General features: G+C 72.5%; 12 protein-coding genes. 8 read left to right on the top strand and 4 right to left on the bottom strand.

Annotation, left to right across the window (positions count from 1 at the left end; genetic code table 11):
* The first annotated feature begins 2 nt into the window (after nt 1-2).
* From ACIP8Z_RS35810 to ACIP8Z_RS35795, 4 genes are all read left to right on the top strand, one after another.
* Entirely contained in the window at nt 3-1,244 is a 1,242-nt protein-coding gene (locus tag ACIP8Z_RS35810; protein WP_402090880.1) for a low temperature requirement protein A, read from the top strand.
* A gap of 28 nt (nt 1,245-1,272) precedes the next feature.
* On the top strand, nt 1,273-1,800 hold the full coding sequence (locus ACIP8Z_RS35805; protein WP_402090878.1) for an SDR family oxidoreductase: 528 nt from the start codon (nt 1,273-1,275) through the stop codon (nt 1,798-1,800).
* A 26-nt stretch (nt 1,801-1,826) separates the two neighbouring features.
* Entirely contained in the window at nt 1,827-2,933 is a 1,107-nt protein-coding gene (locus ACIP8Z_RS35800) for a P1 family peptidase (RefSeq protein WP_402090876.1), read from the top strand.
* 110 nt (nt 2,934-3,043) lie between these two features.
* On the top strand, nt 3,044-3,886 hold the full coding sequence (locus ACIP8Z_RS35795) for a DUF6227 family protein (RefSeq protein WP_402090874.1): 843 nt from the start codon (nt 3,044-3,046) through the stop codon (nt 3,884-3,886).
* A gap of 104 nt (nt 3,887-3,990) precedes the next feature.
* On the opposite strand, the gene ACIP8Z_RS35790 is transcribed toward ACIP8Z_RS35795, so the two are convergent.
* A complete protein-coding gene (locus ACIP8Z_RS35790) occupies nt 3,991-5,058 on the bottom strand; it encodes a glycosyltransferase (protein ID WP_402090872.1) in 1,068 nt (355 codons plus the stop codon).
* A 314-nt stretch (nt 5,059-5,372) separates the two neighbouring features.
* Between ACIP8Z_RS35790 and ACIP8Z_RS35785 the strand changes: the two genes are divergently transcribed.
* A complete protein-coding gene (locus ACIP8Z_RS35785) occupies nt 5,373-6,422 on the top strand; it encodes a hypothetical protein (protein WP_402090870.1) in 1,050 nt (349 codons plus the stop codon).
* Between the two features lie 144 nt (nt 6,423-6,566).
* Here ACIP8Z_RS35785 and ACIP8Z_RS35780 read toward each other — a convergent pair whose 3' ends face one another.
* Entirely contained in the window at nt 6,567-8,099 is a 1,533-nt protein-coding gene (locus tag ACIP8Z_RS35780; RefSeq protein WP_402090868.1) for an MFS transporter, read from the bottom strand.
* A 61-nt stretch (nt 8,100-8,160) separates the two neighbouring features.
* Between ACIP8Z_RS35780 and ACIP8Z_RS35775 the strand changes: the two genes are divergently transcribed.
* A complete protein-coding gene (locus tag ACIP8Z_RS35775) occupies nt 8,161-9,120 on the top strand; it encodes a helix-turn-helix transcriptional regulator (protein WP_402090866.1) in 960 nt (319 codons plus the stop codon).
* A 165-nt stretch (nt 9,121-9,285) separates the two neighbouring features.
* On the opposite strand, the gene ACIP8Z_RS35770 is transcribed toward ACIP8Z_RS35775, so the two are convergent.
* Nucleotides 9,286-10,287, bottom strand: coding sequence for an RNA polymerase sigma factor RpoD/SigA (locus tag ACIP8Z_RS35770; protein ID WP_209495283.1), 1,002 nt, complete (start codon nt 10,285-10,287; stop codon nt 9,286-9,288).
* A gap of 384 nt (nt 10,288-10,671) precedes the next feature.
* On the opposite strand from ACIP8Z_RS35770, the gene ACIP8Z_RS35765 reads away from it, so the two are divergent.
* Nucleotides 10,672-11,718: a questin oxidase family protein gene (locus ACIP8Z_RS35765; RefSeq protein ID WP_402090864.1), complete on the top strand. Its 1,047-nt coding sequence runs from the start codon at nt 10,672-10,674 to the stop codon at nt 11,716-11,718.
* 58 nt (nt 11,719-11,776) lie between these two features.
* On the opposite strand, the gene ACIP8Z_RS35760 is transcribed toward ACIP8Z_RS35765, so the two are convergent.
* Nucleotides 11,777-12,583 carry a dioxygenase gene (locus ACIP8Z_RS35760; RefSeq protein ID WP_402090862.1) on the bottom strand — a complete coding sequence of 269 codons (807 nt, stop codon included), beginning with the start codon at nt 12,581-12,583 and terminating at the stop codon, nt 11,777-11,779.
* A 125-nt stretch (nt 12,584-12,708) separates the two neighbouring features.
* Here ACIP8Z_RS35760 and ACIP8Z_RS35755 point away from each other — a divergent pair, with 125 nt between their 5' ends.
* Nucleotides 12,709-13,197, top strand: coding sequence for a MarR family winged helix-turn-helix transcriptional regulator (locus ACIP8Z_RS35755; protein WP_402090860.1), 489 nt, complete (start codon nt 12,709-12,711; stop codon nt 13,195-13,197).
* Nucleotides 13,198-13,276: the final 79 nt, after the last annotated feature.

Genomic DNA, 13,276 nt, shown 5'->3' with positions numbered 1-13,276 from the left:
CCATGACACAACCGTTCCTCCCCCTCACCGCGCGCTCCCGCGAGGAGTCGCACCGGGCGGCCACGCCCCTTGAGTTGTTCTTCGACCTGTGTTTCGTCGTCGCCGTCGCGCAGGCGGGCGCGGAGTTCGTGCACGCGGTCGCCGAGGGCCACGCGGGCGAGGGGATCATCAACTACGCGATGATCTTCTTCGCGATCTGGTGGGCGTGGATGAACTTCACGTGGTTCGCCTCGGCCTACGACAACGACGACGTCCTGTACCGAGTCGTCACCCTGCTCCAGATCGCGGGCGTGCTCATCCTCGCGGCCGGGGTCTCGCGGGCCTTCGAGGACCACGACTTCCTCGTGGTCTACATCGGGTACGCCGTCATGCGGCTCGCGCTCGCCTCGCAGTGGCTGCGGGCCGCGCACCACGCCACCGATCCCGCCGAGCGGACGATGTGCCGACGGTACGCGGGCGGGGTCGCCGTCGTGCAGATCGGCTGGATCGCGCTGCTCCTGGTCCCGGAGTCGGCCCGCCCGTGGGTGTTCCTCGTCATGGCGCTGGCCGAGATGGCCGTACCCCTGTTCGCCGAGAGGGACGCGCCCAGCACGTGGCATCCGCACCACATCGCCGAGCGGTACGGCCTGTTCACCATCATCGTGCTCGGTGAGACCGTCGCCGCGGCGACGGTGGCCGTGAAGACCGGCATCGCCGAGAACGACGCCCTGGGCGAGGTGCTGCCGATCGCCGCGGGCGGGCTGCTGCTCGTCTTCGCCGCCTGGTGGATCTACTTCGTCGTGCCCGCGCACAACCGGCTGACCTCCAGCCGGGAGGCCTTCCGGTGGGGATACGGCCACTACGTGATCTTCGCGGCGGCGGCGGCCGTCGGCGCGGGCCTGGAGATCGCCGTGGAAGAGGCCGTGGGCAAGGCCCACATCTCCACGCTCGCCGCCTCGTCCGCGGTGACGATCCCGTCCGCCGTGTTCCTGCTGTCCGTGTGGCTCCTCCACGCCCGCTACTTCAAGGTCGGCATCGCGCAGCAACTCGTCCTGCCCGTCGCGTCGCTCGCGATCCTGATGTGCTCGTTCGCGGGCCGCTGGGCGGTCCTGGCCGCGGGCGTGGTCGCGGCGGTGACGGTCGCGGTCGGCGTGACCCTGACGGCGAGGAACCCGGCGACACGACCGGGCACGGGTACGGGCCCCGGTACCGGGGCCGGCACGGGCACAGGCACGGGCGCAGGCACAGGCACAGCGACCGGCTGACCGCCGTGCCGTGCGCGACAATCCGGCCATGATCTTCCGCGTCCTCGGTCCGTTCACCGTGCCCGGCGCCGCCGGCGAGCCGATACCCGTCGCCGGCGGCCCCAAGGTCCGCGCCCTGCTCGCCCTGCTCCTCCTCGACGCGGGCCGGACGGTGTCCGTGGACCGGCTCGTCGACGGGCTGTACGGCGAGGAGCCGCCGGCCGGGGCGGCGGGCGCCCTCCAGGCCCAGGTCTCCCGGTTGCGCCGGGTCCTGCCGCCGGGGGCGGCGGTGGAGATGGAGACCTTCACCCGCACGCTCGCCAACGTCGTCGGGGAGCGCCGGATCACCGTCAACACCGTCGCCCCCGGTCCGACGCAGACCGCCGAACTCACCGCCGCCATGGCGGCGATGCCCCAGCTGGAGGGGATGCTGATCGGCGGTCAGGCGCTGCCGTGGGTGGGGCAGCCCGAGGACATCGCCGACCCGGTCGCGTTCCTCGCCTCGGAGGACGGCCGCTGGATCACCGGGACCGTGATCGACGCCTCGGGCGGTACGTACCTCGGCCCCAAGCGCTGAACCGGTCCCCGTGGTAGGCAGGGGACATGACACAGCCCGAACAGCACGGGACGATGGACTCGATCACCGATGTGCGCGGTCTGCGCGTGGGGCACGCGCGCGTGGCGGGCGACGGGGCGCTGAGCGGGACGACCGTGGTGCTCGCGCCGGCCGGCGGGGCCGTCGCCGCCGTGGACGTACGGGGCGGCGGGCCGGGTACGCGGGAGACGGACGCGCTCGACCCGCGCAACGTCGTCCAGCGGATCGACGCCGTGGTCCTGACCGGCGGCAGCGCGTACGGCCTGGACTCCGCGGCCGGGGTGATGGCCTGGCTGGAGGAGCGGCACCGCGGGGTGCGGGTGGGGCCCGATCCCTCCCACGTCGTGCCGGTCGTGCCCGCCGCGTGCGTCTTCGACCTCGGCAGGGGCGGCGACTTCACGGCCAGGCCCGGCCCGGCGACGGGGCGGGCGGCGGTGGAGGCGGCCGAGGCGAGCGGGGACCACGCGCGCGTGGAGACGGGCGCGGTCGGCGCGGGCACGGGCGCCGTGGTCGGCGGCCTCCGGGGCGGGGTGGGCACGGCGAGCACCGTCCTGGAGTCCGGGATCACGGTCGGCGCGCTCGTGGTGGTGAACGCGGTGGGTTCGGCCGTCGACCCGGCCACGGGTGCCCTGTACGGGAGTTACGGGGACCAGGGGACGCCCGGCAGTCCCGGGGGCGCGTTCCCCGGCGGCCCGCCCTCCTTCCCCGATCCGGCGGTGCACCAGGCCGCACTGCGGCGTCTCGCCGAGGCGCGGGAAGCCTCCGCCCCGCCTCCGCTGAACACCACGCTCGCCGTCGTCGCGACGGACGCCGTGCTGACCCGCGCGCAGGCGCAGAAGGTCGCCGGAACGGCGCACGACGGCATCGCGCGCGCCCTGCGCCCGGTGCACCTCATGAACGACGGCGACACCGTCTTCACCCTCGCTACCGGGGCGCGCGAACTGCCCCAGGGACCCGGTCCGCTGGCCCTGAACGAGATCCTGGCGGCCGGCGCGGACCTGGTGACGCGGGCGATCGTCCGGGCGGTGCTCGCCGCCCCCGGCGGCCTGCGCGGACCGGGCGGGGACTTCCCCTCGTACAGTGAGCTCTACGGCGGCCCGCACGGGACGAACTGACCGCGAGCAGAGCCGTACTCCCGGTAACTGCAAGGGAGTTGGGCGGGAACAGCCCCGAGAGGGCGGGAACTTCCCTCCGGCGCCCTTCGTTTTCCGGAACCCCGGACGCGATGTCGGACCCAGGGACTACGTTAAGCAAGCACCAAGTGACATGCGGCGACGGCCTGGAGACCCTCTTGAACGATCCGCAGGATCCTCACGATCCGTACGAGACGACCGAGACGCACCTTGAGCGCCTCCTCGGCCGGGCGCTCAACTCCTTCGACCTGCCCGACTCGACCGTCGAGCGCCTCGGCACGGCGCTCGCGCACTCCAGCGCGCTGCACTCCTCGCACCACAGCGCGTCCCTGCACCGCGCCACCTACCGCCATACGTATCTGCTGAGCGACGGCTCGGCCCTCAGCCTCTGGGAGCTCACGCACAACGCCGGCCGGGACGGCGCCGAGCAGCACGAGCTGTACGCCGAGGAGTCGGAGGCCCGGCTCGCCGCCTCCCGCCTCCCCACCGGCCCCCTGCCGGGCTGGACCGCCGAGCACTCCGACGGCCGCGCCCTCGACGAGGACGACGACCTGGAGCTGCTGGGCGCGCTGCTCGCCCGCCCGATACCCGCCCAGCCCCGGATGTACGTGCCGGACAACTCCGCCGACCACGCGCGCCGCGTCCTGCGGCGCGCGGAGAACGCGGACCGGCCGGGCCCGGCGACGGCCCGCCGGCTCCGGCTGGCCTTCGCCCACCACATCACCCAGGCCTTCGGCCGCCACTGCCCGGTGGAGGGAGGCCGGGACGCCGGCTTCACCCTCTACGAGCACCAGTTCCTGCTGCTCGACGGCAGCGAGGCCAGTCTCTGGGAGGTCGAGCACACGGCGACACCGGACGGACGCCACATGTGCGAGGTGTACGAGGACGAGCGCACGGCCCGCGACGCAATGGAGTCCCGCTCCCGGGTCCGCTGACGTCCCGCGACCGCTGTCCCCGCGGCTGTCCCCGCGACCGCCCCGGCGTGGCCGTCCCCCGGCTGCCCCCGCGCCCGTCCTCGCCCCCGGACGACTCCGGGTGCTCAGACCAGCGCGGGGGCGTCCGCCGTCTCCGTCAGACGCCGGACGGCGAACGCCCGGTTGGCGCGTGTCTGTTCGCGGTACGCCTCCGGCAGGTCCGGCAGGCCGAGCAGCCGGTCGCAGGCGGCCAGGGAGGCGGCGTGGTCGCCGACCCAGTACGCGGTGATCGAGTACTCGAAGAGCAGCCCCCACCGGTACACCCAGGGCTGCGTGAACAACAGGTCGTCGGGCTGCTTCCGGTCCAGGACGGCGGAGACCAGGGCGTGGGCCGCCCGGTAGCGGCGCATCCTCCGCAGCCGCGCCACCAGCTCGTAGCAGGCTTCGAGGCGGTCCGGCCGGGACTCCCAGGCGCGGGAGAGCGCGTCCATCGCGGTCGGCCAGTCGCCGGACTCGGCGCGGAGGACGCCGGACTGGAGCAGGGAGTAGTAGACCTCCTCTCCCCAGCCGCCCATGGCCGCGCGCCGCTCGTAGAGGTCGGCGGCCTCCTCGGCGCGGCCGAGGTCGCGGAAGGTCTGCGCGAGATAGAAGACGGTGCGCGGATTCGACGGGTCGCGCTCCAGCTCGGCGCCCAGGAGGCGGGCGTCGCGCTCGAACTTGTCGTGGCGTGAGCCGCCGTCGGCGTGGTCCTCGATGACGAGCGCGTCGAGGTTCTCCTGGACGCGGTCGCCCTCGGCCGTCAGGTACTCATGGGTGACACCCTCGTACCGCCACGGCAGATCAGCCCTGACCAGGCGTTTGATGCGGTACTCCAGTGCTCCCTCGTGCCGGAGCATGTACCCGTCGGCGGTGAGCGCGGGCAGCGGGCCGTCCTGCCGGAGGACGTGGTCGGCGTCGAGGAGCAGGAGATAGTCGGCGCGGCCGCGGGCGTGCGCGATGTTCAGGCTGCGGTTGTGGCCGAAGTTCACCCACGGCTCCTCGCGCAGCTCGCCGGGGATGCCGGCGAGGGCGGTCCGGATCAGCTCCTGGGTCCCGTCCGTGGAGCCCGTGTCCGAGATGACCCAGGTGTCCACGAGACCGCGGACGGAGGCGAGGCAGCGCTCGATGACCGCGGCCTCGTTCTTGACGATCATGCACAAGCAGATGGACGGCGGCACGGCAACACCACTTCCGGTGGGAGCGGGGAGAGGGGTCGGCGGAGCGATCGGGGGGTGACCCTACGTACGCCGCCCGCGCGAGCCGCGGCGGCGCGCCGACGGGCCGTTCGAAGTTCGCCGTCGCGTACGCATCCATTCGACTGTCCGCGCTAGGCCATGGCGTTGAGAGTGGCGCGAGACCGTCAAGACTTCGCGGATGCGATCCGATAAACCGACTAACGGAAGTGATAGTTCCGCTTCCTCGGACCTCACTCGCACCGGCTCGGATCCGGTGGAGGAAGGAGCACTGCATGCGTCCTGATGCCAGGACCAGGTCCCCCCTCGGCCCGCTCCCCCGACGACGCCCCTGGCGCGCCGGCGGGGCCATCGCCTCGGTCGCACTCGTTCTCACCGGCCTCGCCTCACCGGCGATGGCCACCACATGGCCCGAATCCCCCGAACTCGGCGGCTCGGGCATGGCGATGACGAACGCGTCGATGAACGGCCACTGCGAGGATCGGCCCCCGCACCACGAGGACGGCCCGCCGCCGTGGGAGCACGACGGCCCGCGCCACGCCGAAGCGGCCGGCGGCTCTCCCTCGACCGGTTCCCTCCAGGCGTTCCTGGACGAGCAGATCCAGCCCCTGGTCGAGGGCGGGCCGGCCGCTGCTCTGCGCGCGGCCCCGATCGGTGGCGGCGACGACTGCAACGTGGGCCCGACAGGACCGACCGGACCGACCGGACCGCCCGGCCCGCAGGGGCCGAAGGGCGACACCGGCGCGACCGGAGCCACCGGAGCCACCGGAGCCACCGGACCCCAGGGACCGGCAGGCGCTGACGGAGCCGACGGCGCCACCGGACCCCAGGGACCCGCGGGCGCCGACGGAGCCGACGGCGCCACCGGACCCCAGGGACCCGAAGGACCGCAGGGGCCCGAAGGACCGCAGGGCCCCGTCGGGCCGTGCATCGACGTCGACGGCTACAACCCCGCCAACAGCCGCGAGGTCAAGGCCGTTCTCAGCGACGAGGTGACGTACGTCGGCATCCGGGACCTCATTCCCACGGTCACGCCGTTCATCTGGTACGACCTCACCGACCCCACGGACCACCCCGGCTACCCGGCCAACGCGTGCGCCGTCTCCGTCGCCTCCCAGTCGAGCAACGTCTCCGTCCAGGTCCTCACGGAGAACGGAGAGGTGTGGGAGACCCGCTGCGCGATCGTGGCCGGTACGCCGGACTCGCTCGACTGCGTCGGTACCCCCACGGACAACCTCGGCCCGTGGACCGAGCTGACGACGCCGACCCCCGGCGACCCGCCTCTCAACAGCAGCAACAGGTTCCTCAGCAGGTTCAAGAAGTGACCTGACCGGGTCGAGGGGCGGTGCGCTCGCCGACACCGCACCGCCCCTCGCGCCCGTGTCCGGACATGACGAAGGGCCCTGGTCCCGGGACGATTCCCGGGACCAGGGCCCTTCCGCAGCCGACTCAGCGTGTCGGCGGCCGGCTCAGTGCGTCAGCGCCGGCTCCTTCTCGATCACGGCGTCGCCGTCGTCGCCACCCTCCAGGTGCTGCTTCGGCTTCGCAGGAAGCGCGAACATCACCAGGAAGATCACGGCGAGAACGCCCGCCACCCAGCCCATCGCGTTCTGGAAGGCGTCGGCGAACGCCAGGCCCGCCTCCGTCGGGGACTTCGGCGCGGGCTTGCCGTCGATCACGCCGAAGAAGAGCACCGAGACCAGACCGAGCCCGAGCGCGTTGCCCATCTGCCCGGTCGTGTTGATGAGGCCCGAGGCCGAACCCGCGTGCTCCTTCGGCACCTCGGACAGGACCGCGTCGGTCAGCGGCGCCACGATCAGACCCATGCCCAGGCCCATGACCACCAGCGGCGGAATCATCTGCCAGGACTCGATCTCCGTCCCGTACCGGCCCGCCTCGAAGAGGTAGAGCAGCACGCCCGCGATCATCGTCAGCGCGCCCGCCTGGAGCACCTTCCGGCCGAAGCGCGGCACCAGCTTCTGCACCGAGAGACCGGCCGCGGTCGACACCGCGATGGAGAACGGCACACCGGTCAGGCCAGCCCGCAGCGGGCTCCAGCCGAGGCCGATCTGCATGTACAGCGTCCAGACCAGGAAGAAGATGCCCATCACGACACCGAAGGTCAGCTGCACCGCGATACCCGCCGCGAAGCTCTTCACCTTGAACAGCGACAGCTCGACGAGCGGCGAGCCGTCCTTCTTCGTCTTGTACTTCTCGTACGCCACGAGGGCGCCGAAGACGACCAGGCTGCCGGCCATCATCAGGTGGCCCCACAGCGGCCAGCCCAGCTCACGCCCGCGCGTCAGGGGGTAGATCAGCATCAGCAGCGCGGCCGTCACCAGGAGCACGCCGACCATGTCGAGGCGGAGGGCCTTCGGGGCCTTCGACTCGGTGATGAACCTGCGGCCCAGGAGCAGGCCCGCGATGCCGACCGGCAGGTTGATGAGGAAGATCGGGCGCCACTCCAGGCCCGCGATGTTCCACTGCGTGAGCAGCGCGCCGAGCAGCGGGCCGGAGACCGCGCCCAGACCGATGATCGCGCCGAACATGCCGAAGACCTTGCCGCGCTCGTGCGCCGGGAAGGTGACGTGGATGATCGACAGCACCTGCGGCACCATCATCGCGGCCGCCGCGCCCTGGAGCAGGCGCGAGCCGACCAGCATCTCCTGGTTGGCCGCGAAGCCGCAGAGGGCGGAGGCGAGCGTGAAGCCCGCCGTGCCGAGGAGGAAGAGCCGCTTGCGCCCGTAGATGTCACCGAGCCGGCCGCCCGTGATCAGACCGGCGGCGAACGCGAGCGCGTACCCCGCGGTGATCCACTGGATGGCCCCGAAGGAGGCACCGAGGTCCCGCTCGATGCTGGGGATCGCGATGTTGACGATGGTGGCGTCGACCAGGTCCATGAAGGCGGCCGTCATGACGATGGCCAGGGCTATCCAGCGTCGTTTGTCGGACGTGTCGGTGGGGGCCGCGTCCGTGACGGCGTCGGCTTCGTGTGCGCTCATACGGAGAAGATAAAGGCCATCTAGGTCAAATGATGTCCTAGATGGCCTCATCCTGAGACGTATGACGGACACCCCGGTACGACTCCTGAATCTGCTCTCGCTCCTTCAGACCCCGCGCGAGTGGCCCGGAAGCGAACTCGCCGAACGGCTCTCGGTCTCCCCGCGCACCATCCGCCGGGACATCGACCGGCTCCGTGACCTCGGCTATCCCGTCGAGGCGACGCTCGGCGCGGTCGGCGGCTACCGGCTCGTCGCCGGTACGGCCATGCCGCCGCTGCTCCTCGACGACGAGGAGGCCGTCGCCATCGCGGTCGGGCTGCGCGCGGGGGCGGGGCACGCGATCGAGGGCGTCGAGGAGGCGTCGGTACGGGCCCTGGCGAAGCTGGAGCAGGTCCTGCCGGCGCGGCTGCGGCACCGGGTCTCGACCCTCCAGAACGCGACGCTCCCGCTGACGCGGGGGGACGGCGCGACGGTCACCCCCGCCACGCTGACCGCGCTGGCGGGCGCGGTCACCGGCCGCGAGAAGCTCCGCTTCGGGTACCGGGCTGGCGACGGGGCCGAGTCGAAGCGCCTGGTCGAGCCCTACCGGCTGGTCTCCACCGGGCGCCGCTGGTACCTGGTGGCGTACGACCTGGGGCGGGAGGACTGGCGGACGTTCCGGGTGGACCGGGTGAGCGACCCGCTCGCCACGGGGGCCCGCTTCACACCGCGGGAGCTGCCGGCGGGCGACGCGGCACAGCTCCTGGTCCGCTCCATGTCGCGGGCGCAGCCGGAGCTCGACCTGGACGTCACCTTCGAGGCGCCGGCCGACTTCGTCACGGCGCGGCTCCCGTCCCACCTGGTCCCGACGGCGACGGGCCCGACGACCTGCCGCCTCCGCACCCGCTCGGCGGACTCGGTCGAATGGCTGGCCATCCGCCTGGCCCTGGTGGACGCCCCCTTCACGATCCAGAGCCCACCGTCACTGCTGACATACGTGGAGGACCTGGCGGCACGCCTGACGGCGTCGACGGCGGGGTGAGAGCGGGGGCGCGGGTGCGTGAACGGCCGCCTCCCGTGCTCGCTGACGCCGACGGCGGGCGGGCCCACAGGGAGGCCCGCAGCCGACGTCATGCACGTACGGGCCGAGGCCCGGGGGCTCGCCCCAGGTCTCCGGTCCGTACCGTGTGCCCGGGCCGCGGCCGCCCTAGGCCACCGCGTCGAAGCCCGTGTCGTGCGCCATCTTCTTCAGTTCGAGCAGCGCGTGCTTCTCGATCTGCCGGATCCGCTCGCGCGTCAGGCCGTGCTGTTTGCCGACCTCCGTCAGCGTCCGCTCGCGCCCGTCCTCGATCCCGTACCGCATGCGGATGATCGAGGCCGTCCGGTGGTCCAGCTTGTCGATGAGGTCGTCGAGCTCCTCGCTGCGCAGCAGCGTGAGCACCGACTGCTCGGGCGAGATCGCCGACGTGTCCTCCAGGAGGTCGCCGAACTGCGTCTCGCCCTCGTCGTCGACCGACATGTTCAGCGAGACCGGGTCACGCGCCCAGTCGAGCACGTCGACGACCCGCTCGGGCTTCGTGTCCAGCTCGGCCGCGATCTCCGCCGGCTCCGGCTCGCGGCCGTGCTCCCGGTTGAACTCGCGCTGCACGCGGCGGATCCGGCCGAGCTCCTCCACCAGGTGGACGGGGAGCCGGATCGTGCGGGACTGGTCGGCGATGGACCGGGTTATGGCCTGACGGATCCACCACGTGGCGTACGTGGAGAACTTGAAGCCCTTCGCGTAGTCGAACTTCTCGACCGCGCGCACCAGGCCCGCGTTCCCTTCCTGGATCAGGTCGAGCAGCGGCAGCCCGCTGCGCGGGTAGCGCCGGGCGACGGCCACCACGAGCCGCAGGTTGGACTTGATGAAGAGGTCCTTGGCACGCTCGCCCGCCTCGTAGAGCGCTTCGAGCTCCTCGCGGGACGCGCCGCCGGCCTCGGTCTCCACCTCGCCGTCGAGTATCTGCCGGGCGTAGACGCCCGCCTCGATCGTCTGGGAGAGCTCGACCTCCTTGGCGGCGTCGAGCAGGGGCGTACGCGCGATCTCGTCGAGGTACATGCCGACCAGGTCGCGGTCGGCGATCTCCCCGCCCACGGCGCGAACGCTGCTTGCCCGTGCGGCCCCGCTCTTGGCGGAGGTCTGACGACGGGCGACGGCACGGGTTGCCATGCGTGCTCCCTTGCTGAGTAGGTCGCGACACCTTTTCGGGTGCCCTGCATCCGACGGAAACAACGACTGGAATCAGGACAGAATTCCCACCCGGCACATGGATTTTCGCGATCATGCAGTATCCTGCGCGGCCGCCGCCCTTGCGGGCACGCTTCCGGCACCCACGGAGGTGCAGGTCAGACCGGGCACGGGGGGTGGTCCGACGTCGCTCACGGGGTCCCCGACCACGCCGTCGGTGAGACCGCGATCACATGCGGCGTCATCCCTCAAGACGCGTGGACGGGCCATCGGGTTGCGCGCCGGGAGTCGGAGCCCCGCTCGGCCTCCCGGACTAGGTCCCGAGCCCGTTACGGCCCGCCCCTCCCCCGCCCTAGCGTCGCCCCCATGAGCGACGCATCCGGCACCGACGCATCCGGCACCCTCGACGAAGCCCTCGAACGCCTCCACTCCACGGGCCCCGAGCGCAACGGCTGGCTCACCAACCACGCTCCCATGGCCGTCGAGGCCCTGGTCCGCAACGGCCAGGCCCCGACCGTGCACCGCTGGCTGGATCACTACGCGCACAAGCTGGAGGAGCTGCCGCCCCCGTCCCGGCCGGTGACGGCCGGAGGCTGGCGCGAGGCGCTCGGCGACCCGGTCCGGATCACCGACTGGACCCGTTTCTTCGGCCGCGAGCTCGACGCGCACCCCTGGCGGGAGGTCCTCGCCACGTGGTGGCCCCGGCTGCTGCCGGGGATCTCGGCCTCGGCGACGCATCCCGTGATCCGTACAGGTCACGCCGTACGGACCCTCCTGGAGTCCGAGGAGGCGTCCGGGGGCGGGGGAACGACCGCACCCCGCCTCGCCGAGCTCGCCCACGCCCTCGGCTACTGGGCGGCCCGCAACAAGCCGCTGCCCCCGCTCGCCGCGCTGGCCGTGGCGCCGACGGCGGCCGCCGCGCTCGACGCCGTACCGCCGGTTCCGGTGCAGGAGGGCGGGATCCGTGACCGGCTCCCGCAGCTGACGGCGTTCCCGGTCTGGGGCGCGGCCCCGGACCCCGACACCGCGAAGGCCCTGCTCACCGAGCTGGTGACGGCGGCCACGCACCGGTACGCGTCCCACGGCCACGGCGAGCCGATCATGCTGGTCCACACGGCGACCGCGCCCAACGCGGTCCTGCGCGCCCTGCCCGCGCTCCCCCGCGAGCTGTGGGCGCCGAGCCTGGCGGCGGCCTGGACGGCGGCGGCCGCGGTGACCGCCGCGTACACACCACCGGAGCCCGCCGCGTACACGCCCACCCGCCTCACCGCGGAGGAGGTCTTCGAGCGGGCGGCGGCGCACGGCGACGACCACACGATCAAGTTCACCGACACGGCGCTCGACGTCGGCGACCCGCTCGCCCTGGCCGCCGCGACCCGCTCCATCGAACTGAATCCACCGCTGCTCCAGTGAGCTCGCGCACGGTGGGATCCGGCCCGGACGACGGACCGGACGGCGGGGACCCCGCCGGCTACCCGAACTGCACCGACCGCTTGGCGAGTCCCATCCAGAAGCCGTCGATGACCGACCGCTCCGCGTCGAGGTCGCCCGCCGCGTCCGCCGCGCCCATCGTGACGAAGAGGGGAGCGAAGTGCTCCGTACGCGGGTGGGCGAGGCGCCCGGCCGGCGACTTGTGCTCGAAGTCGAGGAGCGCGTCGACGTCCTGCGCGGCGAGGGCCTCGTGCCCCCAGGCGTCGAACTCGGCCGACCAGCCCGGCACGCCGCCGCCGGTGTGGCGGAGGGCGGCCAGGTTGTGGGTGAAGAAGCCGCTGCCCACGATCAGGACGCCCTCGTCGCGGAGCGGCGCGAGCCTGCGCCCGATGTCCATGAGGCGGCGCGGGTCGAGGGTGGGCATGGAGATCTGGAGTACGGGGATGTCGGCGCCCGGGAACATCTCGACGAGCGGCACGTACGCGCCGTGGTCGAGGCCCCGGTCGGGGATGTCCTGCACGGGGTGGCCGGGCGCGCGGAGCAGCTTGCGGACGGCCTCGGCGAGCCGGGGCGCGCCGGGGGCCGCGTACTGGACGCGGTAGTAGTGCTCGGGGAAGCCCCAGAAGTCGTAGACGAGCGGGACGGTCTCGGTGGCGCCGAGGGCCAGCGGGGCCTCCTCCCAGTGGGCGGAGACCATGAGGATGGCCTTGGGGCGCGGAAGGTCCGCGGACCAGGCGGCGAGCTCGCCGGGCCAGACGGGGTCGTCGGCGAGGGGCGGGGCGCCGTGGGACAGGTACAGGGCGGGCATACGCGTGCGCGTGGCCTCTGTTTCCAGCGTGGCGTCCATGGCGACCACCTCCGGGTTTCTCGATCGCGACAGGTTCTTGAAACTTCAAGTGTCCTGCCGTACACCGTAGACCTATGTAGTTCAACTTTCAAGAATGAGTCGTACGATTGGGCACCATGGGAGACATGACCGAACCCCGCTGGCTCACCGACGAGGAGCAGCACGTCTGGCGCGCGTACCTGCACGCCACCACGCTCCTCGAGGACCACCTCGACCGCCAGCTGCAGCGTGACGCCGGGATGCCGCACATCTACTACGGGCTCCTCGTCCAGCTCTCCCAGGCCCCGCGCCGCCGGCTGCGGATGACCGAGCTGGCCAGGAGCGCCAAGATCACCCGCTCCCGCCTCTCCCACGCCATCGCCCGGCTGGAGAAGAACGGCTGGGTACGACGCGAGAACTGCCCCTCCGACAAGCGGGGCCAGTTCGCCCGGCTCACGGACGAGGGCATGGAGGTCCTCCGGCAGAACGCCCCCGGCCATGTGGCGGCGGTCCGCCAGGCCCTCTTCGATCGCCTCTCCCCCGATCAGGTGACACAGCTCGGCGCGATCATGCGCGTCATGGCCGAGGGCCTCGAACCCACGGACGCGGACGCGGACCTGCCCTGGCTCCGCTGACCAGCGGCGGAACCAGGGCAGGAATCACACGGCGTACGGGATCGGGCGGACCCGGCCCCGCACGGCGTACGGGATCGGG

The sequence above is a fragment of the Streptomyces sp. NPDC088553 genome (assembly GCF_044752965.1).
In the GTDB taxonomy this organism is placed as follows: Bacteria; Actinomycetota; Actinomycetes; order Streptomycetales; family Streptomycetaceae; genus Streptomyces.
The sequence above is the reverse complement of the archived record's forward strand: the minus strand, read 5'-3'. Positions and strand labels throughout refer to the sequence as shown.

Excerpts from the sequence above, each read along its gene's own strand:
- ACIP8Z_RS35810 (WP_402090880.1), top strand. The coding sequence starts at position 3 with ATGACACAACCGTTCCTCCCCCTCACCGCGCGCTCCCGCGAGGAGTCG.
- ACIP8Z_RS35805 (WP_402090878.1), top strand. The coding sequence starts at position 1,273 with ATGATCTTCCGCGTCCTCGGTCCGTTCACCGTGCCCGGCGCCGCCGGC.
- ACIP8Z_RS35800 (WP_402090876.1), top strand. The coding sequence starts at position 1,827 with ATGACACAGCCCGAACAGCACGGGACGATGGACTCGATCACCGATGTG.
- ACIP8Z_RS35795 (WP_402090874.1), top strand. The coding sequence starts at position 3,044 with ATGTCGGACCCAGGGACTACGTTAAGCAAGCACCAAGTGACATGCGGC.
- ACIP8Z_RS35790 (WP_402090872.1), bottom strand. The coding sequence starts at position 5,058 with ATGATCGTCAAGAACGAGGCCGCGGTCATCGAGCGCTGCCTCGCCTCC.
- ACIP8Z_RS35785 (WP_402090870.1), top strand. The coding sequence starts at position 5,373 with ATGCGTCCTGATGCCAGGACCAGGTCCCCCCTCGGCCCGCTCCCCCGA.
- ACIP8Z_RS35780 (WP_402090868.1), bottom strand. The coding sequence starts at position 8,099 with ATGAGCGCACACGAAGCCGACGCCGTCACGGACGCGGCCCCCACCGAC.
- ACIP8Z_RS35775 (WP_402090866.1), top strand. The coding sequence starts at position 8,161 with ATGACGGACACCCCGGTACGACTCCTGAATCTGCTCTCGCTCCTTCAG.
- ACIP8Z_RS35770 (WP_209495283.1), bottom strand. The coding sequence starts at position 10,287 with ATGGCAACCCGTGCCGTCGCCCGTCGTCAGACCTCCGCCAAGAGCGGG.
- ACIP8Z_RS35765 (WP_402090864.1), top strand. The coding sequence starts at position 10,672 with ATGAGCGACGCATCCGGCACCGACGCATCCGGCACCCTCGACGAAGCC.
- ACIP8Z_RS35760 (WP_402090862.1), bottom strand. The coding sequence starts at position 12,583 with ATGGACGCCACGCTGGAAACAGAGGCCACGCGCACGCGTATGCCCGCC.
- ACIP8Z_RS35755 (WP_402090860.1), top strand. The coding sequence starts at position 12,709 with ATGACCGAACCCCGCTGGCTCACCGACGAGGAGCAGCACGTCTGGCGC.